This window comes from Legionella hackeliae (assembly GCF_000953655.1).
Lineage (GTDB): Bacteria > Pseudomonadota > Gammaproteobacteria > Legionellales > Legionellaceae > Tatlockia > Tatlockia hackeliae.
Window position 1 is genome coordinate 2,770,383 of sequence record NZ_LN681225.1, and the last position, 22,297, is coordinate 2,792,679.

The window sequence follows — 22,297 nt, forward strand, 5'->3', positions numbered from 1 at the left end:
GATAGGAATGTCTCAAATTAATTTTCACACTGTATCTGAGTATAGACCACAATATTAGCTTTTCAGTAATAGGTAGGAATACCCAATTTTTTTATCCCAACACAATGCTAGTATGAGTCGAACAACTATTATCATAGTCTGTAATACAAAATTTTTGAGAATATGTTCTAAAATTATGACAAAGTAAACGAGTATAACCGGATGAAAAAATGAAGAGAGTAATAAATTTCGGCGCCGGTCCTGCTGCACTACCTGCTTGTATTCTTAAACGAGTCAAGGAGGAATTGCTCAATTGGAATAATACCGGTGTTTCGATTGTGGAAATTAGTCACCGATCCAAAGAATTCATCGACCTAGGTGAAAAAATTGAGTTTGGAATAAGAAAACTTTTAAGTGTGCCTGATGACTTTGCAATTCTATTCTTACCAGGGGGAGGACAAACTCAATTTGCAGTTGTCCCTATGAACTTAGCCAAAGGATTTAGACATGCTAACTACATTCAAACAGGATATTGGTCAAAATTATCAGTTGAAGAAGGAAAAAAGTATCTGAATGTACACTTGGCTGCTACTAATGAACAATATCCACATAAAATTACAGATACTGAACTTTGGGATATCAAAAAGAACGCAGCATTTACCCATTATACCGATAATGAGACTATCTCTGGTCTTGAATTTCCTAGCATCCCAATTTTAGATGGTACCGTTTTAGTAAGCGATATGAGTTCAAACATATTGACGAGGTATATCAATTTCCAAAAAATTGGTTGTATTTATGCGTGCGCCCAGAAAAACTTGGGAATAGCTGGTATGAGCTTAGTCATAGTTCGTAAAGATCTATTAGATAGAGCGCTACCTCAAACTCCGTCTGTATTTAATTACGGCTTACAATACAAAAATCGTTCTTTGTTGTGTACCCCACCTAGTTTTTGCTGGTACATCGCCTCTCTGATAATTGAATGGCTAGAATCCGAGGGAGGAATAAATGAGATGTCGAAAAGGAGCATGGTAAAATCAGACCTTCTTTATAATTGCATCGACTCCAGTAATTTATACGTGAACAATATTAATCATGATTATCGTTCCAGAATGAACGTTACATTTCGACTTGTGGAAAAAGAACTAGAGGCCTCCTTTATCAATGCAGCAAAAAAGGAAGGGCTACTATTTTTGGAGGGGCACAGGAGTCAGGGAGGAGTTCGTGCAAGCCTCTATAACAGCATAAGCGAAAATGAAGTAATATCACTATGTAGCTTTATGGACTTTTTTGAAAAGAGTACTAAACGTGTATGAAAATCATAAATGGCAACCACAATTAGCTATTGAAACATTCTTCTTTGATTGTGATTCAACTTTATCCCTTGTTGAAGGAATAGATGTTCTTGCTTCGATGAATGATATTGAAGAAGAGGTGAAGAAAATAACAAGGCGCTGCATGGAGCAAACAGGATTAAATACTAATGATTACAAAACTCGATTAGATCTTGCAAAACCGACAAAGCAGCAAGTAAAGTGCCTAGGAAAAATTTACTACGAAAATATTACTCCTGGAGCTAAGGAAGTCATTAAAATATTAAAATCATTCAAAAAGAAAATATTTATATTATCAGGGGGTATTCAACAGGCATTGCAGATATTTGCCAAAAAGATTGGAGTTGATGGATCGAATGTATACGGAGTCGAGATTTACTTCGACAGATACGGTAGATATAGCGGCTTTAGGAAAAACCCTTTAGCTGATAAAAATGGCAAAAGAACAATGATTCAGTTGCTAACTAAACCAGATGAGAAAACATTGTTAATTGGTGATGGAATGAGCGATTTTGAGGCAGCAAGTTATGTGACAAGATTCGTTGGATTCAGCGGCTCTAAACAGAATAGTTTTTTGAGAAAGCATGCGGAGTTTTGTATAAATCACAACAGTTTATTTCCCCTTCTTCCATTATCTCTAACTTCATTCGAAGCAAAAAAACTAACATCAAAAGATAGACTTTACTATGAAAAAGGTTTGGCTGACATCGAGAATTTTATCATCGAATAAAGGAAAACAACCATGTTCAAAATTCAAACCCTTGATAACATGTTAAAGAAAGCATCTATTCACCTCAACTCAAAAAATTACAACCTAAGTGAATTCATTGATGACCCAGATGCAATTTTGTTACGTTCTACCTCATTACATGAATACTTATTTGGTAAAAACCTAAAGGCCATAGCACGAGCAGGTACAGGAACAGATAATATACCTGTAAATTATTTAACAAAAATTGGAGTCCCAGTGTTTTTTGCACCTGGAGCAAACTCAAATGCTGTAAAAGAGTTAGTAATTGCTGCTATATTGATGGGATATCGTAATCTAAGCGAAAGCCATTATTTCATAGACGAGTTAAATGTCAATAAACAATCGAACCAGTTAAAATCACTTATTGAGGAAGGGAAAAAAAAATTTGTCGGCCATGAAATTCTAGCTAAAACATTAGGCGTAGTTGGACTTGGGTGTATTGGGGTAAAGGTTGCAAATTCAGCCTTAGCTCTTGGTATGAAAGTTATTGGTTACGATCCGGGCATGAGTATAAACAATGCACTAGATTTAATGCCTGGAGTTCAAAAAACATCAGAGTTATATGACATTTACAAAAACAGTGACATTGTTACACTACACATTCCTTTAAAACCAGAAACAGCAAACTTTATCAATCAAGAAAGCTTACAGTTTTTCAAACATAACACTTTACTACTTAATTTCTCAAGAGAAACTATAGTTAATGAATCGGCAATTATTGAATACATAAAGCGCGGCACGCTTATGGGTTATATTACTGATTTTCCGACTCGAGAACTGGTAAATTGTAAGAAAGTTTTATGCTTTCCTCATTTAGGGGCAAGTACCGTTGAATCAGAGCAAAAATGTGCTCAGATAGCAATTAAAAATCTTCAAAATTTTCTGGAAAAGGGGTTTATTGATCAATCAGTCAATTTTCCAAACATATCCCTAACACCAACTTACGAAAAAAACTACCAGAGGTTACTGATTATAAACTCTAATACTCCAGGGGCTCTTAGCCAAATAACAACGCAAATTGGAAAATTAGGATATAACATCGAACAAATAACTAATAAATCACAAAATGATATTGCCATTAATTTGTTAGATCTTTCAGGTCCTAACATTTCTTTTTCTCAATTTGATAATGTTCTAAATAAAATAGAGTCTCTAATACGGTTGCGAATAATTAACTCTAACCTCAGCTCGACATAGCCATAGCCAAATGTTTTTAAGCGGATGAATTTTGATTATGATTTTCTCGCCTTAAAAACCATTGTCAAAATAGTTTTATAAGTATGCTAGCCAATTACCAAATTGAAATATAACTTGTCAGAAATAGCATGGATTAATAGGGGTAAAATAATACATATTGGGTAAAGTTTTAGTTTGGATTACACCTACTCTGGATTAGAATTAACCTTTAACGTTATCGATCTTTTTATTTATAAATTTTGGAATAGAAGTTTGATTGATGAAACTACCTCATTTTCAGAAACTCCAATTTATTTATTAGAGCACTGTCTTGATTACAATATCAATTTTAAAATGAGAAAGGGACAAATTGATAAAGATGAGTATATTTTTCCGAGAATAACAGAGCAGGATTATTATTAAATGGACAGTGTTGAATTATATTGTGTAAAAGGTGTTATTGAGAAATCCATTGCGGTCAATATCATTCTATGGACATCAAATAAAAAGCCCCAAAGAAGGGGCTTAGTAATTAGAAAAAACATGCGTTTGACCATCTGCTTCCACCGAAAAATAATCGTTTATGAATAGATCACGTGCAAAAGCCTCATAATCAAAATAAAACAGCAAATCCTCCGGTATTGCACTGCTGTAGCAGTCATCAAAAAGCGCACGGGCAAAATCAACTTCACTATCATAAGCACCGTGGTAATTCTCCTCTAACATCCTCTGAGCCTCCTCAATTGAGTAGTAGCTAAAGAGTTCAGCACCTAATTCCCCTTGCTTCATAATGAAGGAGGCAAGCTCAGCAACATCATTGATTCTGTAATACTCGCCAATTTGAGCTCCACCAAATCCTTCAAAATCATGGATCGCAAATTCCTCTGCATCCTCAATGGGGCTGTTAGCCAACATTTTATGAATTTCGTCATAAATGGAGCTTACATCCTGAGTTGCATCAATCCATTCTCCGTGTAGTATGCCATTGTTATAAGCTGCAAGACATGCAACATAAATCTGAGGTGTATCCATTTTAAGACTCCTTACAAAAGGAGTGCTAGTCCCTAAGCAGAAATAAGCACTCCTACTTAGGGTTAAACTAAATTGAGGTGAGGACGTTGATTTTCTAAAAGAAAATTCAATTTTTTACTTAGCTGTTTAATTTCCTCTATATCTTGTGCTGATAATTCATTGCGCAAGGTATGAAGTTCATTAATACAACAAGCTAAATCAAAAAATACGTATTCCTTTCTTGAGATAGTAAAACTCACATTTCCATGATTTTCTCCAAAAATTGGGAAAACCATCCCATCAGGGGAGTCTTTCCCAGATGATTAAGAAATGAGTCATCCATACTCGATTACGACAAGCCTGGTTGATTCGCCTAATTTTTAAAGAACAGCCGTTCGCAAATGAACTTAGATAAAAAGGTTTAAAACAAGAGGTTTTAATGTAGTTTCACCCTGGTGGATGATCAGTGATCGAAACTGAGGTTCCCGACTTAACGTTCTGCCATAAGATTAGAGAATGATAGTGGCTTTTCACAAGACCGATTGAGGTTTCGCCAGGCTCTCACTGGCTCTTCAGTTGTGTTATATACCTAGTAATCTAAACTGTTACAACAAATGAATCAATCAAAACGTGTTATTAATTTAAAAATAAAACACTTTTTGATTTATTTTATCCGCAATAGATCCTTGTTATTGATATGCGAGAGTGTCCTAATTCAAGGCTAATCATTTGACGTGCTTTTCTATCGATGGCTTTTTCTATTGGAATCATGTCCTGAAATTTTTTCCCGCCTTCAAATGGGCATAGCATTCCTTTATTTTTTGGATCAAATAATTGGGTTAGCTCTCTATATCGTCTTTGGGCATAGGCGTGTCTTAAGCCATGCAGTTTACTAACCCCCATTATTTTTGCTTGTTCTTCATAATGACTTAAGTGCTGTTTATAGGTTCTATTAGACGGTATAAGCGATTCCCCAGTCTTGACCTGCTGAGAAACCTTTGTTAACCATTGACGTTGCGCCTCATTTGTTATGTTTAATGTTCTGCCTATGCCTCCTTTTGTCCAACTTGGTTTAATCGTCAAGCTATCCCCATGGTGAGCTTCACTAAGCGTAAATTTCATGGATTCTTCACGCCTTAGGCCAAAAAGCATCTGACCTTCAAGGGATAATCTAATGTAAGGATCGGTGCACCTTGATAGATCAATATGATGAATTGCTTTGTTGATTGAGGATACATAAGAGCGTTGACCGATGTTATAGGCACTATTTTCTGGCTTAATGAGCTTAGGATTATCCAATAGACAAGCTGTTTTGCGTAGTTTGGCCATATAGTTTTTAATTGTTCCTATATTTTTCCCTTCAGATTTCCAGTGTTCTACTAACACGTAGATATTTTTTGCTTTTAATCCTTTTATATGGCCAATTTTATAGCCAAGCTCATGTAAATCTTTCACACATCTAAATAACATGTGACGCATGTCTGATTGACTGGCATAAGAGTGGTTATATGATTTTTTAACCAATTCATTGATTGAGAATTTTGCTGAACGTAATTTTGTATTACTCATGCAGATAGCTCCAAAGCGTGCGTCTGGATTGCAGTCCCATTTCACGCATGATGGTTTGTTTAGACAAGTAAGGAGATAAGATTTGACGCAGTTCTGGATACATACTTTTGGCATAAAAACAGCGGTAGCTCTTTGATGATGGCAAACCTATTTTTTTCATTTCATGGCTGTATGCGGCGCGTACAGAATGATACCCAAAAGTTAAAATCAAACTTTCTTCTTTGCATAGTGTTTGAAGTGCTGTATTAGCTTGGGTTTGTCTATCATTTCTAACAGGAATCCTCCTGTCATGGCTGTTTGTGGCAATATCTCTTGTAATCCATAGTGAATTTTCCTGAATATGAATAGTAGGATTTAGACGCATTGCTTCACTCAGCGTTAATCCAAAATAAATCTGAAATTCGAGCACTATTTTTGCTATAGGATTTGTTAGTATTTCCACATAATTATTTGGAAATACAGTTGTCTTGGAGCGAAGTTGAACGCTTTTAATTCCCAAATGCTGGTTACTAATATTATCAATTGTATGGTCAATACTTTGAAAAAATCTACGAATGAGGGTCATGTATTTCATGATGGTTTTGGGTTTGATCTCTTGTTTTTGCCAATGAGCAACAAGTTGCACCATATGATCATGAGTAACTGCATGCCATTTTGGGGGAGCGTGGCCAATGTGATATAAATCACGAATCATTTTGTATAATACAAAATGACGGTGTTTTTTCGTGCGGAATGACCCTGTGTGATTGTGTTTACAATACTGATCTACTTGTTGTCTAAGCTGACTTTTTCTCATCGGTAACTCTCTAAACTATTTGCCCTGGTATTTTGTTTAGTGTTAGTAGAGCGGCCTGCAAGGTTGCAGTACCAGGCGTAGTGCCTCAAGGCTCAGTTCAGGGGCAAATCAGTTTTAAACTACAAACTTCTATTGACCTGATTACATTGGTACTACTTTTTTTGTGGTGATGATCTCCTTCGGTTTAATGGTTTTAAATACAACAAAGTCTCTACGAACTATTGTTGCGCACTAGGCAATACAGAGATGGTATTGTGAGGTTCAATTCTTAAAGAATTGTATTGCTTTTTATTGCAATGGATTCTGCAAAGTGCAGATGGTGTTTTGTTCTCAACTTATCGTTCTGCCACAAGATTGGAGAATGAGAGTGGCTATTGCATAAGACCTGTTAAGGTTTCGCCGGAATCGCACCGGTCTCGTCAGTTATGCTTAATCTTACATTAGCAAAACGATTTGTGTTGGACAAGGGCTTTTAAATGATTATTTTGAGCAATCGCGTTGCACGCGCTTGCTCAATGATGAATAGTAGATTGAATTTATTGAAAAATTTCGCAGCCCTTCGGCTGCGTCACTGCGGATAAATCCTCAGTGACGCAGCTCGCAAATTTGTTTGTCAGATATTAATCTAAACTATAAAGACAATATTTAGTTGGATAAATTATGGCTAAACAAAGAAAGCGGTCAGTTTTTTCAATTAAAAATGAGTTAATAAAAAAATCACAAGAGGCGGCTTTGGCCGCAATTCAGCTTTACAATAATCCTCTTATAACATTTAAATCAGAATCATTTATTATTCTGATGAACATTGCTTGGACATATCTGTTACATGCTTATTTCAGAAAAAATATTATTGAATATCGATATTATAACAGTCAAAAATCCAGAAAATTATTTATCAAAACTAAACATGGTGCCTATAAATATTGGGAATTGGAAAAGTGTTTAACCCATGAGAGTTGTCCTTTAGAGAAAGCAATCAAAGATAATTTGTTATTCTTGATTGGGATTAGGCATGAAATTGAGCATCAAATGACAAGTAAAATTGATTCATTTTTTAGCGCAAAATTCCAAGCGTGTTGCATAAATTATAATTCTACATTGAAGAATTTATTTGGGAATGACTATGGGCTTGAGAAAATTACTCCGATTGCATTACAACTGTTTTCTTTTGGTGAAAGTCAAGTTGATGAACTAATAGAAAAAAGGAATTGCCTAAAAATCTACTGGATTTTATTTCAGATTATGAAACTGATTGTGATTCTTTAACCGATTCAAGATATAGTTATCGAGTCTTTTATATGCGGATAAATACCAATCATGAAAATCAAGCTGATAGAGCTTACCGATTTATTGATGAAAAATCAGCCAGTGGAATGGCGATTGATAATATTCTCTTTAAATACAAACAATATAAAAAACTAACTCAAAATGAGGTAATAGATATTATTAAAAAACAGGGGAAGAATTTTGATAAAACAGCTCATCAAAATTTATGGAAAAGATTATGGAAAGATGCAAGTACACGGAATATACAGGCAAAGCAATATGGCGAATTAGTCGTCAATAATCAGTGGTTGTGGTATCAAGAAACTTGGATTCCTAAAATTTTAGAACTGCTATCAGGATAGTTTCTTTTTAATTAATTCCGAAATAGTACAGTTTCGATGCACTCAAATGTTAATGTTGTGCTAGTAAATGCATTATATTATTCTAGCGGAACAGGATTATTTACAATCTTGTTTTGGAGTGTTGTTTTATTTTTTAAGGATGTAATTGTGAAGAAATTGATTTTTATCTTATTGTGTTTTCCTACGATGATTTTTGCAAATCCAGCTCAAGAAAGTAAGAATATAGAAACATTTAAACAGTTGTGTAAAAATGGGAAAGATGTTTCTATGCGAGAGCATTATTGCAAACTTCTTGAACAACAAAAAAAAGCAGAAGCAATATTTAAAGATTTTGAGAAAAACAAATCATCAACTTAGATGAGGGATTTTGAATAATTTTTATGGCATTGTCAGATATAGTGGCTTCACTTTAACTCAATGTCATTTCTAAGAGAATTCAATTCACTCAGCCCAAGATAATTCTGCTTAGCGATTGGTTGGTGAGCTTTTGTTTTTGTTTCATATGGATAAAATATGCCTGATCAGTCTCGAAGCATCCTGTAAGCCGAAGTAATTTCAAAGTTGCCATCAGTTGGTCATAAACCTCGATCAATTCAGCTAATTTAATACTTAGTTGGTTACATACAATAATCTTTGGATGAAACTGCACAACAAAATTGATTTGTTTGCCCTTAAATTCTTTTTTCTTAGCGAGCAATCCTTCAAATCGCCTAATTTCAGATACAAATTCATTGGTTATAGAATTGAGTTGTTGTTCCATCTCGCTCAGCATCTTAAGAGCCATGGAATTTTGCTTACGATTTTGCCCAATGGCAATATTCATCTTATGCAAAATAGCATCAATAAATAGCCTATTCCCACTAATTTTTCTCTCAAATAATTTATACACTTCACGTGTACGAAGGTTTAAGGTAATTTCTGCTTTCATATTAATCTCCAAAGTTATCATCGAATTGGTTAATTGCACGAATAGCGCTTTTGATATCCCTGGGGGCTAATCCATCGTTCACAGGTAAGGGTATTCTTACTTTGTACAGCTCTCCGCCATTCACTAAAACAAAGGCTTGCCCTTTGGGCAATGAGATAATGTCATTGACATCAATCATAGGTACTGCGGTGGTTTGTACTCGATCTTCATTGGTGGTATTAAAATAAATCCCATCTTCCCCATGGGGTGTGTCATTGACCATAGAAACTTGAGTGTGTTCGACCACGCCAATTTTTGGTAAAACTTTAACTAATAAATTGGCAGTTTCTTCATTTTTAACACGTAACATGATGAGGGTGTTTAGATTTCCTTCAGTCACTTCCGCTTTGGCTTTTGAACCTAGCGCCACCTCCATATCTTGTTTGGTCTGAGCATAAGCTGTGACTTGGAAACCAGCTCCACCGGCCTTATTTAAAATTTTAACAAACGAGTCTTGGATGATTTCAGAAAGCTCATCGCAATGGAGATTGAGACGGTAATTTGCGTTACTTTCCTTATATATTTTTCCAGCAGTGGATACTAAATCTGACAAAAAGGCTTTACCAACTGCTTGGGCAATATTGGGGTTTGTTAAGCTATCCAGTCCGATATAGATGACTTGTTTGTTTTTTATTGCACTCATCAACTCGATTTCACAATTGCTTTTATGAAATGAAAAGATCTTTGATGCATTACTTTTATTAATTTCTGATAACACAGGGCCGACACTGGCCGTGATTTTATCGTAATAATTTTTATCCATGATGGCCGCATCAAACAGATCAATGAGTACTTGATCATGAAGGCTTTCAACATTACCTGAAGTGATGGCTTTACTGATATGCTCTTGTAAATACTTCACCACAGCTTTTGAACGACTCATTGGCGGTGATGTATTGCCGTATTTATCTACACGGCAATCATTATTAGCGATGATTTCTTCTATTTTTTCATGATAATTTGGATCATGTGAGGGGAGTATGGCATCGGAGTAGGCCATTAGTAGTTGATCCAATCGATTGATGTAAAACCCTATAGAAGTATAAGAAATAAGTTGTTTCATTTCTTCAAGACAGATCGCTACAATGTTCACGTATTTCCAGGCAAAGGCTGCAAACTGTTTTCCTTCGCCCTCAGCTTGAATCGCATCGGTAACACGTGTAGCAACCTCACTGACTTGGTCATAGTTTTTGAGCGGATTGTAGTGAGCAGACAATTCAGGAAAACCTAAATGCACCACTCTAAAATCATGTAATCTGCCACTAGCCTTGCAGGCTGAGTACATATCACGAACTAAATCTAAATCTCCTTTGGGGTCAACGACAATCACTGCATCGCCATTTCTAATATCCTGATTGATTAGGATGCTTGCTAGGCGTGTTTTACCAACTCGAGTCGTGCCCACTACAAAAGTATGACCAACTCGAACTTCCTGTGGGATATAGACAGAACTATCTTTTTCACCTAACCCATGTAGGTATGAGCTGCCACCTACAGGTGGATCAGGTTTAAATGGATTGAATCTTGATGGGGTATTAAACAGTTGGGTCAATAATGAGTTTTCGTGGTTTTTACAATAATCACGTACTTTGCGATAGTACATATTTCGTTGCATAAATGATTCATTTCTAATTTGTTTAATTTGATGTAATCGCTGCGTATGATGAGGCAACCAACGAAACCCTTCCCCAAGGAACAACCATTTTTTGGATAACGGCACCTCGGTAGTGGATAATGCATAATAAGGCATGGTAATCAGCCTTTTGTGATAGCGTTTGATGCGAAAGGCTTGATAGCCTCTTACAAGACCTAATGCCATCAGGCTCTGTGCTGCGTAGACTCCCATGGCTTGAGTGAGTAGGAACAGGTGTGGTTTGGCGACAGTTAGCCATGCCAGTGAAGTGCAGGTTAGAAAGGTATAGAATTCAGTGGGTTCACGTAAAAGGTTTTCAACGGAATATTGGCTCATGATTTATCTCCACCAAACCAGTAATTCAAAAAAGATTAGTGCTGCAATCAGGTAGTATTTTGCTTGCAAAGCCAATTTAATTTGAGCTTCATCAAGTTCATCTTGGCGTCGGTTTATCATGCCTGTAATCAGTTTTGGCCAAGCCCAATACAGAGCTAGATAAAACAGCGTATGGCAGAGTAAAAAGCCTATTTGATGGGTTTTGAAAAAGTTATTTATGGTGCTAAGTTCGGAACTGAATTGCATTAATTGAGGTGCTAATAACAAAAGTAATACTACTGGCAGAATGAATTTGCTTATGCCTATAATGGATTTATAGAATCGTTTATTTAACACGGAAAAAACTCCTTATGATTAGGAAGAACACCCCAGCACAGTCGATGGTTTGGAGGGGATTGAAAATATTTGGCAAGATAAGTCTTCTTGCTTTGCAAGCGATTGTTGTCTTTGCTTCCGATGAAAAAGATAAGCCAAACTATGTTGCGGGGAAGGCAACCGAACTTTATGAAGATGGTGCAATCAGTGGCTCTGAACACGCCAGACATATTCATGGAGACTAGCTTCATTTTACTTTCCCCATGCTGGCTATTTTTGCCCCTTGCTTGATGGTATCCACACCTGAGTTGGCAACTTTGTTACTGTGCTGCGCTGCGTCATTAACCAATGCACCAAGGGCTGCCCCTGCTTCTCCACCAAAATGACTGGATAGTTTTAAGAGTAACATGGGTGCAATAAAGTAGAATAAAACCGCCATATTGCGCATGGCTGCAATGGCATCGTTTTGTCCTAAAGGATCGAGCACACTGCGCTCGACAAAACCCACCAGATGCCACAGGTATTGCAGGAAAATCGCCATTATAAACAGACCGCAAATACTGCCTAACGCCTTAGGGTTATAACCACTTAAAGCCAAAATCACTGGCGTCAAGATAATCAGGAAGAAATACAAAAAGGCCTGCATGACAGGTAGTGTTTGCATTATGGCTTCACGCTTTAACGGCGTTGATGTCCATGATTTTGTTAATTGCCCAATATTTACTAACCCATGAGAAATGGCACCACCAAAAGCCCCATTGGTATTTCCCATTAGGTTTTTCATACTGTTAGCCTGCATGTCGCGACTGTCATTAAGCAACATCTTGGCAATGTAGTCTTCTGAGCTTAACTGAGAACCCCAAGCTTTAGGATGGTTATTTTTGAACGTGCGTACCCTGTCTAAAACCGCGTAGTAATTCAGGTGGCTGTCAAAAACACTGGCGTTATTGGCTACTTGCACCAAATCTGTTTTGAGCTTTTTCCACCATTGATTGCAGGTGGGATAACCTTGCTCTGGCAGATGTTTTGCATCAATATCACCACGTTCTGCTGCTTTTTCGAGATTTTTGTTGGGGGCTTCGTTGAAGGTAAAGCCTGGTACAGGTTGTCTTGCGTAAATTTTATCATAGTATAGTGTTTGATAGACTTTGGAACCCACCCATTTTAAATCCTCCTCACCACCGTATTTTTTTAAAATGTCATTAACCTTGGTTTTGTCGTGCGGTTCATTGTGATATTGACTTCTGGCCTCAAGGAAGCATTGTCTGTGAAAATTCAATGCTTGTTCACGTACATCGGCAGGTAAATAGGTGGAAATTAAATCGCCTTCAATCGCTTGTAAGCTGTCGGTGCAACCGGTCACTTTCATCAAGCCGTAGGTAATCCCTGACATGTAATTTTGCAAGAGTGCAAAACCAATAGGCATTTTGACATTGGGGGTCAGTACGTCTGCAAATGCTTCATCATAAGTAGTACCTGTATCTTTTAAAGTAGAAGTTTTTGTATCTGTTCCTTTTTTTATACCGCACATGGGTTTAAAACTCATGGCTTTTTCTTCCAATGGCACACAGGGGTAGATAAAGATGCCGCAAATCAAAAAAGTAACCGCCAATTCATAAAGAAAGTTATTCAAAGCCTGTTCTGCAGCATAAGTTGTGGATCCAGGCAAGGCTAAAGCTGATTTTAAAAAGCGGTAAGCCACCATGAGAAAACCGAGAAACAGTAGTCCTGTTTGCCACAGGGCATTAAAAATCACCTCATATTGCTGCCAGCCTAAATAGGTGGTGTACAAGGATAAAGGGCTAAATACGATCATCTTATGCTCCTTTGGAATCAGGTTTCGCATAGACTGCGCCATTTTTAACTTGCGATTGTTCATGGTCATCACCAGGCAAGCCTTTGGCTATATCGCTACCTCGCATATCCATCAAAAGACCTAAAGTTTCAGTCATCATTTTTTTACGAACTTCGCTTTCAAAAGCTAAAGAATGAATGTCATCATCGAGTTTCTTTAAGGCAAATTTCACCATATCAAGCGCGGGTTTTAAGTTTTGTACTTCTTGTATTTGTAAACCAGCTTGTAAAATACGGCGCATCATCAAGGCTTTATCGAGCATGTTTTGTACAGCAATTTCCTCAGCCAATTTGGAAACAGTCAAGATTTGTTCTTCACGCGGCATACGTTGTATGGTGATGATGATTTCATCTGTAATCATCAAGTTGGATGCACTAACCATTTTGAGTTTTTCTTCAGTCAACGGCCATTTTTTGTCTACTAGATTCCACAGTGCTTTAGATACATTGGAAGTACAAGTGTTGGAGCTGTCGCAACTTTGTAATAACGCGGATAATCCAATGCCAGCTTTGGCATCGTGTTTGGTTTTATCTGCATCTGTAGCGGTGCTTACATGAATATCACCTAATACTTTTACTGCCCATTGACTGGCATCACCGGGCGTTGGCCAAGTGTGCGTCATGGGTGTTTTGGTATCTGGCTTCTTCTCATTATTAAGCGGTTTGCGATTTAGTAAAATGTTGTAACCCGCAATGACTACATCGTTAATGACTTTGATAGGACGTTGGTATGTTCCACCAGCATTTCCGCTTTCCCGACCTATCCAGGGCAGTCCATATTCGTCTCGTTTTTTAGCAATACTTTTAGCCGTTGAAGTCACATCCACATTTTCAGTTTTCGCTCGTTTTGCTGCCTCAAGCCAGCCTTGACTATCAGACACAGAAAGCATGCTTTCCATAGGCGATTGACCTTCTTCCAGAGTTTTTTTCACATCCTGGCAATCTTTTACTTTGACGCTAAATTCATTTTGCGCGTAGCTGGCCGTATTTTGCAGTACGTTATAAAGCGCAGGCATGGATTGTTGTAGCTTATACAGTGGAAACCCTGCAACAGATCCTTTGAGGTTATCAATAATACCGCCAGGAATATTCATGGCAGAAGACTTCATATCCTGAAAGGTATTGGTAATAGAGACTACAGGATTAAATCCATTACAGGTAAAGCCAAGCCGCCCATCGACATTACCACCAATAGTGATGGTTTGGTCATTATTAACAGGGGGTACATATAGATTGGATGAGCCACCCAACTTGTAATAATAATCCGATTCATTAGGCATAAAAGAACTGGCAAAGAGCATTTTTGGTAGCATTAATGTAAGTAAAGACATAGACAGTTTGTGCATGATTAACTCCTATCGTTTTTGAGGATGCCCCACTTTGGGGAATGACAGTGCGCGAAGCAATTTCCCTTCATGGGCAATACAGCCTCGATATTTTCGCCAAACTACAAAGACATAATTCCCATTACCTGCTTTGTCATCTTCTACACCCATATCGCTGGTATCATTAAAGTTAAGGTTGCGGTTTTTGGGGTATACTTCCTGCCAGATGATGTTTTTGTTGTGGCCATCGAATATGACATTGGCTACTACGCAATTAGCACCACAAGAATTACTGGTGCTCTGTGTCACATGAAGACTGTTTTTATTGGTCACGATGTCTGCTGCATGAAGGGCTGCAACAACGGATGCTCTAAAGCTTGAGGGCTGCGTTACTCGCATAATCCTTGGGATTTCATGTCCCCACGACTGTGTTGTGGAGCCTATATCATGGTTGAATAACAGGTGAGGATGAGTTGCCATATAAGCAATTTCAGCGATCTCTGTGCGGTCTGACACGGCATCAGCCTCACTGATGTAGTAGGGAGAACCAAAACGTGTTTCAGGTTTATGTGACAAATAAGGGAAACGATAAAGACCTGCTGGACTGCCAATTACATCTACAACCCGTGTGCGTTCTTCATTGATGTGCATGGCTGAGGTTTGTCCTGCATCATCGCCAAAACCTAGCGCTGAACCAGTTGCTAGTAGATAGGTTTTTTGATACAAGGCTTGGCTTGCCGGATTTTCATAAAGTGCACGTGCTTCAATCCATGGATTGGTTTCAGGGCGATTGGCCACTGTGACAATTAAGTCAGGTAAAAACTGCTCGCTAGCAGGAACAGCTACCAGCTTAGGCGGAAGTTTTCCTACTGCCCAAGTACAGGAACCAATTACCTTGTAGTGACTGTTGGTAAAGATCCTGCCCAATACCTTGGTGGCAATACCAAAACTGCTAATAGGACTAGGTGGCTCTATGCTTTCTCTTGCATGGATGGATGTGCTAATCATCATAGAAATAAGCATCATGATTTTTGCTTTGTTTTTTATTTTCGAGAAGGTCGGCAAGCAGTTCAGCGGCTTTAAGGACATCATGTTGTTTCTCCAGGGAATGGCGTTGTGCTTTTTCTGATTTTTCAGTCATTAAAAGAGCAAGTAAGTAGCGAGGTGGAATGACACGAAATAATCCTTGATAACGTGAGCCTAATAAAACTGCTTCTGCATATAAGCCTTTTTGTGAATCAATATCTCTAATTAAAGCTTCTTGTTGCGGAGTTAATGATTTAAATCGTTTGACATCGCTAATTTCCTTTTCATCAAGGCCTAATAAAATCCAGGTTTCAATTAGCGATAAAATCTTGGTGGCTTTTTCCGAATTCATATCGGTGACGTTTTGGGTAATAGCAACCAGCCAAAGACCTAATTTTCTGGCTACTTTGGCAACCAGTAAACATACGGCCACCACTGAAGGAATTTGAAATTGCAAATGAGATTCATCAATAAAAAGAAAGGTTGGTCTGTTGTCGTTTTGAGTTGCTTCTGCCATACCCAATATTCTTGGTAATAAAGAAACCATCACTAAAGCGAGCTTTCCGGTATCATCTTTAATCGCGGAGATATCAACATGAAAGATATCAAAATCTCCTAAAGGTTCAGTTGGCACATTAAAAAAGCGTGATTTGGCGCTGTTAATGACATAACTGTTTAATCGGTCATGCATATCTAAAATGCGGTCTTTCTTGCGAGCCACCGTTTCTTTATCGAATCGCCGTTTAAAAGCACTCACGACATGTTCAGTCAGCATTTGCGGTATGTCATGGTTAAAAGACGTTAAGATGGCATCACTTAATACTTCAATTAACAATGTTTCATCGGCTAAGGTAAATTGCTCTTCTTCCAACGCATTGGCTTCAGTAATCATGGTACGCAATGCCAAAGCCAGTTCTGCCAGATACGATCGAGATCCATCATCACAGGATAAATCCTCCGAACTTGCAGGCTGTTCGAGATTTGCTTCGAGTGCCATGATTTTTTGCGCAATTAGAGCCGCCTGCTCTACATTTAAATTGTCTGTTATTTCAGGAATGGCTTTATAGGCCTCACAAAAAGGATTTAATGGAACAGCTTCATTTTTCTTATTGCTAAGTAATAACTGCTTTGTTTTTTTGCCATGGGCTTTGGCATGAAGGAGCATACGATCAAAAGAATTACCCATTTCAAAAAGAATGATGCGGGCATTTTTAGTGGCCATCAACGAATTAATCATCCAGCCAGTAGCCACTGATTTGCCGCCACCGGAATTGGCGAACAAGGCCATGTGGGAGTTTTGGCTGATAAAATCATGATGCAACACATCAAAGAGTACTGGTTCTCCCAAACGGTTAAAAAAGGTGAAACAGGGAAGGTGTCTTGCTCCCTGGTTGCGTCCATACACGGGCAGTAAAGAGGCTAATTCAGACGCATACATCAATCGGTCAAAGCGCAAATATTGGCGAGCGTATTGTGGGATGAAATTAAAAGGTAAGGCATTCAGATAACTGTTGATGGGATGAATGTCGAAACCAGAAGAAATCAAAGGCATTTTGCCTTCAATAAATAATTCTTTTAGCTCTTTTTCAATGCGTACTGCCTGGTCTTTCGTGCTGGCACGATAAAAAATAGATTGATTAACCCAAAACAGACGGTTTCCTATAGACAATTCATCTCGTGCAGTTTTGATATCCTCTCTGACTCGTGACGGTTTAAGGCTTGTTCCTACGATGCCTTTTTCAAGATGAATCAGATGCGCATCTAAGGCTTCATCATTTTCAAAGACAACCTGAATAGTGTAGGTAGCACCTTCTGGCAACTTATCTAAAAGTGCGTATCGGTGTTTGGGATTGGCTTGTGGTTTTTCACGAGATAAAAGACCAATTTCAGGTGCTTCTTTCAGACCATCGATATAAAGAATACGATGAATCATCTCATCAAATATAAACCCATGCTCATCACTTTGCGGTTCATGAAACAAAATATTCTGGCTTAAAGTATAGCCTGCTGGTTTTTTGTTTTTAGGGTAAGGAAAGCGAGCCAGTAGTTCTTCAGCATTAGCTGCAAACCACCGTACCAACCACTGATAATAATCTTTACCGGTTAGTTGTTTTAGTTGAAGACCAGGCGATAGTAATTTGCTTTCAATCTGAGCCATAACTTCCTGATGCTCGGCAAGTGCCAGTTCTCTAGTGGTTTGCGTTTTTTGATAGAGGCGATAAAACAAAACCCTGATTCGTCTTCGTCTGCCGCGATAGGGTGCATCGGTTTTTGGATCAACAAACAATCCTTCGGGTCTTGTCATCTTGCAAAACAGATCATCCAACCTTGCCAAATAGTCACGAGTAAAGGATGTTTCAGCAATGTTTGGTGCAATGCTTTGTTGAATATGATTAAGAACAGGTTTTAAACTGTATTCGTCATTGACATACATTTGCATTACCCAAGGATCTTCTTTGTGCAAAGGTACGACCGTGGCAAAAGTATCACGAATTTTGCTAAATACAGCGTGTAAATGTTCGGTAGATGTTGCTTCTGCTGGAATGGATGCTAATTCAAAGCCTGAACCAATGCTGACACCATCATTGAGTAAAAAGAGATTAAGCTCATCACTAAAATCTACCATGGACAATTGATTGGCAAAGGAAGGGTTGTGATTCTCAAATCTTTTTTTTATGTTTTGTTGTGTTAATCCTGGTTTATTGGGTTGTCCTAACAGCCAGTCACTTACTTGGCTGAATAATTTCATTATTTACCTCTTAATAGTGCTCGGAAGCTAGTGCAAATTGATTTTGTTTGTAGAGAAAAAAGGCTGTGGTATAGCCTGGTTTTAACAATTGCTCATCACCAATGACAGCAACATGAGGAAACACATAAATCGGAACTTGTGGGTTATCCAAAGGCTTGAACAAATGTTGGATCTCGTTGGAAGCATCTCGTGTATACCCTGAATAATTCACTGTCTTCGCCTGTCTTTTAGGTACAGACCAGCCAGGCATGGCTTCGCCAAGGCTTTGCTGATAAAGTTGGCTAACAGTCAATCCTCCTTCAGGAATAGCCGTGGAACCAACGGTCTTTGAGGCGCAAGCACTAAGCACTAAGACGCTACCTAAGACTAAAATCATGTGCAGTTTGTTGTAAATGGCCATAATCTAATACTCTCCCATTGGTTTCTTTATCTAGGTTGATGGTTTGTGTGACGTGAAATGAAAGTTGTGTCGGTCTGTATCGTTGAGATGCTGGAACAAAAACCATATCGAAGCTACCTTGAATGCGTTTTTCCAGCCAATCAGCAGCTTTAACTGTTCCCTGGGAAAGCGCACCACCCAAAGCATAATTGCCCATGGAGCCGGTAGGTATGCCTGTCGCACCATTGGCATTGGCGGTATAGCTCATTTGCCACTGGGAAAGTGCATTACCAAACCCTTTAATCCCATCGGAAGCCATGAGTGCCATAAGAACTCTGGGCGCATTGGTAAAATACTGGCCTTTAATGCAGGGATTACCAAAAGCGGTGGTGAGATAACCTAAACTATCGTTATTGACCATTTCAGCTGTTCCAGCCATTTGCTCTTTACCCACGGTCACAAAATGGCCGTCATCAAAAACAAATAAAGCAGAGGTCACATAGGCTCGAACACAGCTGATGTTATCCAAAAAAGAACCAACACCGATTGCATAACCATTAACTTTCATACCTGAAATATTGGGAGGCAAAGGGATACCATTAGCAGCCATTAAATCACCACGATTAATAATGGCTGAGAAGGGAAATAAAGGCTGCATGAGCTTGCCTTCAACTGGTACCTCACCAATCAGTGCTGATAACAAGGTAGTTCTACCTAAATCGCAGCCTGCTGGAATGGTATAATAGGGAATACTTTTTTTATCTTTACTGTTTAAAGCCGCTGTTTTAACTTTTTGGGTTAATGCTTGCTTTTTTTTCTTTAATCCCTCCCAATAAGCTTGTTCATTAGGATTTCGTTCACGTTTCATTAATAAAGTATCGATGTCCTTAACATTTTGTTCTTTGGTAAGAGTCGATTCTCCATTGACGGTGTAGGATTGAGAGTTTTGTTGGGATTCCTGACTGGTTTTGACATTGGCCAATTCGGATTTTAATAGTTCTATTTCTTTAATTACCTCAGGATTATAAGAAGCCTGCACATTTTCCTTTTTGCCTTTGAGTTGCTTGTTTTCCAATTCAAGTCTGGCAAGTTTCTTTTCGGTTTCCTGTAGTCTTGCAGCAACATCACGGATGTTGTCATTAAACTGACTTGCAATAGCTTCGTTCAGATTATTAGGATCGTGGTGAGTGACCTCAGGTTCACGGTCATGATGTTTGCCATTCATCATAATGAGTGCAACAACCGCGATCACCGTGCCAGTCAATACTTTAAGTCCAGTATTCTTTTTCATCGTACATACTCCCGACTTGCTGAAAGTGCTATGCCAAAGGGTCTGTCTGATACCAGAAATACCGTGGTAGACTCTTTCTTACCACGAGGTGATAGAGTGTTGGTGGGGTAAAAGGTAGCGGTTTGCCAGTAACCCATCATTTGGCGAGGATCAACAACTATTTCCTTGTTCAACAGATTTTTCAACTCTACCGCAGTCACATAAAATGCTCCTCCATTCCATGAAATCAATGGTCTTGCTTCAATACTGGCACCGTAAAAAAGGCTTACTTGTTTTCGGGTTTGCATAGGCACACGCCCCACGCCATCAGGGATCACCAACAGTCTTTGTGGGGCATACAAGGATTGGATGGCAAAGCGCGTCAGTGTTACAGCATTTAAATCCAGAGGATTGGCCACTTCTTGAGGAGAGCTGGTACTTTCTTTGGACTCCAAAAGCACTTCTATTGGTTTCACATTATGGGTTTTATCATTAACGCTTAAGTTTAAGATAATGACCTCACCTTGAGGCATGAGTTGCACCAAGAGCCTTTTGTTTTTAAAAAAGTCCTTGCCTTTCAGATATAAAGCGTCCTGAATTTTCAAAACCGCGATTTGGGAAGCTACTTCATTATCTACAATACTAATGGCTTGAGGAAAATGGATGAGCCTTTCCTCATTCAAGGATAGTTCAACAGTGATGGGTGTTTTATCCCAGAAGACATGCTCTGCATCCAGCGCAAGCACGTATTGACTGCTAATTAAGGCAATTATGGTAAGTAACCATTTAGTTGTTGTCATGTTGTGTTCCTCTTGTATTGGTTGCCAATAAATCGGTGATTAGTGTTTCTGGTTGGGTGTAACCATCTAATGCCAGTTGGAACGGATTTTGTAAGCGCGAGAGATTGACCTTGACCACACGTAAATGGTAGTCCACAATCTTGTCTGCAATGACCATGGGGCTATCGTCTTTTAAGCGTTGGGTAATGCGTAAAACCAGATGAACTTCCCATGTGTTATGAGCGATTACTTTGACATCTTCGTTTTCCATAAATCGATAAAGACTTGCTACTTGTATTCGATTAAAAAGCTGAGCATCTTTATACGCTATCAAGGTTTTATCCATTAATGTCTGGTGTCGTGGAGTGAAGTAGTAATGAAAGCCTGAAAGATTAGTAGCAAATTCTTTTTTACCACCTTGTGACCAGGTGTTTAAGGTGGGTAGCAGTGTGGCAACAAAACCCTGAACGTACTCTTTGGGTATGGCGTTTTCCTTGATTAATCCACCATTAATACTCATAGAAGGTGTTAGCCAAAATTCAAAACGATTGGGTATTTTAGACAGCGTAATGATCAGACCAAATACAATCAAAATGAGCACGGATACGAAGGCTAATAACAACCGATTGATATGATTTAAACTGTCCACTTTTTTCCAGTAATGAAACATAGAACTACCTCACGAGTCTTGATTTTTGCCAGACACCTTGATGGTGAATGTAGGGCGATTGTCTTAAACCCCACTTTGCCATCAACAACACAGTTTTTTTCATTAAATAGCCATGCGGTTTACCAGCCTTAATGGCAGCTGCCCGTTTAGGGCAAAAAGTAATGGACACAATAAAACCAACAATGAAACCAATACATCCGAAGGCCAAAGGATAGCCAATAAAAAATCCTGCCAAAGCACATCCCATGCTAATTAGTGGTGTTGTGACCACCACTATCCAAAAAAGCTCCCTTAGGCTTAACCCTTTATAGGCTTCATAATCAAACGACAGATGACGTGAGGAGGGTTGATTCATGAATCCCCCTAAATCTTGAATTTGGTAATCATGCTGTAGCCGACATAGCCTGCTACAATACTGATGGCAAGATAAGTAATCCCCATCACAGCAAATGTACCAAAGGCCACCATAGAACCATCATTTTTCTTGGATTCTTCAATGCCATGCTGAATGGTGGTGATGAATTTAATAAAACTCATGACAGCAGCAATAAAAAGCAATAATCCCAAGCCTTGACGAACATAGTTACCTGTAACTGTCATCATGCTTTTATTACCATCACTGATGTCATCGGCATTAGAGATTTTTGGAAACCAGTTGTCGGCAAACAATGCAGGCGTATAATTTAAAGTAATGAGTCCTGCACCCATTCGTTGCCCCCATTTTTTGACATCTGCAATTGGCTTTTTCAT

At 38.5% G+C, this 22,297-nt stretch carries 24 protein-coding genes; 7 read left to right on the plus strand and 17 right to left on the minus strand.

Going from position 1 to position 22,297, the window contains the following annotated elements; all coding sequences use genetic code 11:
- The first annotated feature begins 209 nt into the window (after window positions 1-209).
- From serC to LHA_RS12135, 3 genes are read left to right on the plus strand one after another with little or no spacing between them, the layout of a single operon-like run.
- Window positions 210-1,295 carry a 3-phosphoserine/phosphohydroxythreonine transaminase gene (gene serC / locus LHA_RS12125; protein ID WP_045106774.1) on the plus strand — a complete coding sequence of 362 codons (1,086 nt, stop codon included), beginning with the start codon at window positions 210-212 and terminating at the stop codon, window positions 1,293-1,295.
- On the plus strand, window positions 1,288-2,043 hold the full coding sequence (locus LHA_RS12130) for an HAD-IB family phosphatase (RefSeq protein WP_045106775.1): 756 nt from the start codon (window positions 1,288-1,290) through the stop codon (window positions 2,041-2,043). The genes serC and LHA_RS12130 overlap by 8 nt, the downstream gene beginning before the upstream one ends.
- Window positions 2,044-2,055: 12 nt before the next feature.
- Window positions 2,056-3,261, plus strand: coding sequence for a 3-phosphoglycerate dehydrogenase family protein (locus LHA_RS12135; RefSeq protein WP_045106776.1), 1,206 nt, complete (start codon window positions 2,056-2,058; stop codon window positions 3,259-3,261).
- A gap of 504 nt (window positions 3,262-3,765) precedes the next feature.
- On the opposite strand, the gene LHA_RS12145 is transcribed toward LHA_RS12135, so the two are convergent.
- The 4 genes from LHA_RS12145 to LHA_RS12160 all read right to left on the minus strand — a co-directional run bounded on the left by LHA_RS12145 (window position 3,766) and on the right by LHA_RS12160 (window position 6,616).
- A complete protein-coding gene (locus LHA_RS12145) occupies window positions 3,766-4,272 on the minus strand; it encodes an antirestriction protein ArdA (protein WP_045106777.1) in 507 nt (168 codons plus the stop codon).
- Between the two features lie 62 nt (window positions 4,273-4,334).
- Window positions 4,335-4,511: a hypothetical protein gene (locus LHA_RS12150; RefSeq protein ID WP_231861913.1), complete on the minus strand. Its 177-nt coding sequence runs from the start codon at window positions 4,509-4,511 to the stop codon at window positions 4,335-4,337.
- A gap of 409 nt (window positions 4,512-4,920) precedes the next feature.
- The gene (locus LHA_RS12155; RefSeq protein ID WP_045106778.1) at window positions 4,921-5,820 is read right to left on the minus strand and encodes a phage integrase N-terminal domain-containing protein; all 900 of its coding nucleotides are present in this window, start codon (window positions 5,818-5,820) and stop codon (window positions 4,921-4,923) included.
- Window positions 5,813-6,616 (minus strand): phage integrase N-terminal domain-containing protein, encoded by an 804-nt coding sequence (locus LHA_RS12160; protein ID WP_045106779.1) that lies wholly within the window; start codon window positions 6,614-6,616, stop codon window positions 5,813-5,815. The genes LHA_RS12155 and LHA_RS12160 overlap by 8 nt, the downstream gene beginning before the upstream one ends.
- A gap of 660 nt (window positions 6,617-7,276) precedes the next feature.
- Between LHA_RS12160 and LHA_RS17380 the strand changes: the two genes are divergently transcribed.
- The 3 genes from LHA_RS17380 to LHA_RS12170 all read left to right on the plus strand — a co-directional run bounded on the left by LHA_RS17380 (window position 7,277) and on the right by LHA_RS12170 (window position 8,601).
- On the plus strand, window positions 7,277-7,882 hold the full coding sequence (locus LHA_RS17380) for a DUF3644 domain-containing protein (protein WP_231861914.1): 606 nt from the start codon (window positions 7,277-7,279) through the stop codon (window positions 7,880-7,882).
- A gap of 32 nt (window positions 7,883-7,914) precedes the next feature.
- Window positions 7,915-8,244 carry a hypothetical protein gene (locus tag LHA_RS17385; RefSeq protein ID WP_231861915.1) on the plus strand — a complete coding sequence of 110 codons (330 nt, stop codon included), beginning with the start codon at window positions 7,915-7,917 and terminating at the stop codon, window positions 8,242-8,244.
- 147 nt (window positions 8,245-8,391) lie between these two features.
- The gene (locus LHA_RS12170; RefSeq protein ID WP_025519966.1) at window positions 8,392-8,601 is read left to right on the plus strand and encodes a hypothetical protein; all 210 of its coding nucleotides are present in this window, start codon (window positions 8,392-8,394) and stop codon (window positions 8,599-8,601) included.
- Between the two features lie 88 nt (window positions 8,602-8,689).
- On the opposite strand, the gene LHA_RS12175 is transcribed toward LHA_RS12170, so the two are convergent.
- Genes LHA_RS12175 through LHA_RS12185 form a run of 3 tightly spaced genes read right to left on the minus strand, consistent with a single transcriptional unit; the run spans window position 8,690 to window position 11,516 of the window.
- Window positions 8,690-9,172, minus strand: a complete 483-nt coding sequence (locus LHA_RS12175; RefSeq protein ID WP_045106780.1) for an AcaB family transcriptional regulator — start codon at window positions 9,170-9,172, stop codon at window positions 8,690-8,692.
- A 1-nt stretch (window position 9,173) separates the two neighbouring features.
- Window positions 9,174-11,180 carry a type IV conjugative transfer system coupling protein TraD gene (traD, locus tag LHA_RS12180; protein WP_045106781.1) on the minus strand — a complete coding sequence of 669 codons (2,007 nt, stop codon included), beginning with the start codon at window positions 11,178-11,180 and terminating at the stop codon, window positions 9,174-9,176.
- Window positions 11,181-11,183: 3 nt separating this feature from the next.
- A complete protein-coding gene (locus LHA_RS12185; RefSeq protein WP_045106782.1) occupies window positions 11,184-11,516 on the minus strand; it encodes a hypothetical protein in 333 nt (110 codons plus the stop codon).
- A gap of 14 nt (window positions 11,517-11,530) precedes the next feature.
- Here LHA_RS12185 and LHA_RS12190 point away from each other — a divergent pair, with 14 nt between their 5' ends.
- Complete coding sequence (locus LHA_RS12190) at window positions 11,531-11,740, plus strand: hypothetical protein (protein WP_045106783.1); 210 nt, start codon at window positions 11,531-11,533, stop codon at window positions 11,738-11,740.
- Window positions 11,741-11,742: 2 nt separating this feature from the next.
- Here LHA_RS12190 and LHA_RS12195 read toward each other — a convergent pair whose 3' ends face one another.
- Genes LHA_RS12195 through LHA_RS12240 form a run of 10 tightly spaced genes read right to left on the minus strand, consistent with a single transcriptional unit; the run spans window position 11,743 to window position 22,297 of the window.
- Window positions 11,743-13,311: a conjugal transfer protein TraG N-terminal domain-containing protein gene (locus tag LHA_RS12195; protein ID WP_045106784.1), complete on the minus strand. Its 1,569-nt coding sequence runs from the start codon at window positions 13,309-13,311 to the stop codon at window positions 11,743-11,745.
- 1 nt (window position 13,312) lies between these two features.
- The gene (locus LHA_RS12200; protein ID WP_045106785.1) at window positions 13,313-14,695 is read right to left on the minus strand and encodes an integrating conjugative element protein; all 1,383 of its coding nucleotides are present in this window, start codon (window positions 14,693-14,695) and stop codon (window positions 13,313-13,315) included.
- A 9-nt stretch (window positions 14,696-14,704) separates the two neighbouring features.
- Complete coding sequence (locus LHA_RS12205) at window positions 14,705-15,700, minus strand: TIGR03756 family integrating conjugative element protein (protein WP_045106786.1); 996 nt, start codon at window positions 15,698-15,700, stop codon at window positions 14,705-14,707.
- Entirely contained in the window at window positions 15,675-18,449 is a 2,775-nt protein-coding gene (locus LHA_RS12210; RefSeq protein ID WP_045106787.1) for a conjugative transfer ATPase, read from the minus strand. Before LHA_RS12210 ends, LHA_RS12205 begins: the two co-directional genes overlap by 26 nt.
- 10 nt (window positions 18,450-18,459) lie before the next feature.
- A complete protein-coding gene (locus LHA_RS12215) occupies window positions 18,460-18,849 on the minus strand; it encodes a TIGR03751 family conjugal transfer lipoprotein (RefSeq protein WP_045106788.1) in 390 nt (129 codons plus the stop codon).
- The gene (locus LHA_RS12220; RefSeq protein ID WP_045106789.1) at window positions 18,806-20,119 is read right to left on the minus strand and encodes a TIGR03752 family integrating conjugative element protein; all 1,314 of its coding nucleotides are present in this window, start codon (window positions 20,117-20,119) and stop codon (window positions 18,806-18,808) included. Before LHA_RS12220 ends, LHA_RS12215 begins: the two co-directional genes overlap by 44 nt.
- Window positions 20,116-20,898 (minus strand): TIGR03749 family integrating conjugative element protein, encoded by a 783-nt coding sequence (locus LHA_RS12225; protein WP_045106790.1) that lies wholly within the window; start codon window positions 20,896-20,898, stop codon window positions 20,116-20,118. Before LHA_RS12225 ends, LHA_RS12220 begins: the two co-directional genes overlap by 4 nt.
- Window positions 20,885-21,547, minus strand: coding sequence for a DUF2895 family protein (locus LHA_RS12230; RefSeq protein ID WP_045106791.1), 663 nt, complete (start codon window positions 21,545-21,547; stop codon window positions 20,885-20,887). The genes LHA_RS12225 and LHA_RS12230 overlap by 14 nt, the downstream gene beginning before the upstream one ends.
- A gap of 4 nt (window positions 21,548-21,551) precedes the next feature.
- Window positions 21,552-21,902, minus strand: coding sequence for a TIGR03750 family conjugal transfer protein (locus LHA_RS12235; protein WP_045106792.1), 351 nt, complete (start codon window positions 21,900-21,902; stop codon window positions 21,552-21,554).
- Between the two features lie 8 nt (window positions 21,903-21,910).
- A complete protein-coding gene (locus LHA_RS12240; protein WP_045106793.1) occupies window positions 21,911-22,297 on the minus strand; it encodes a hypothetical protein in 387 nt (128 codons plus the stop codon).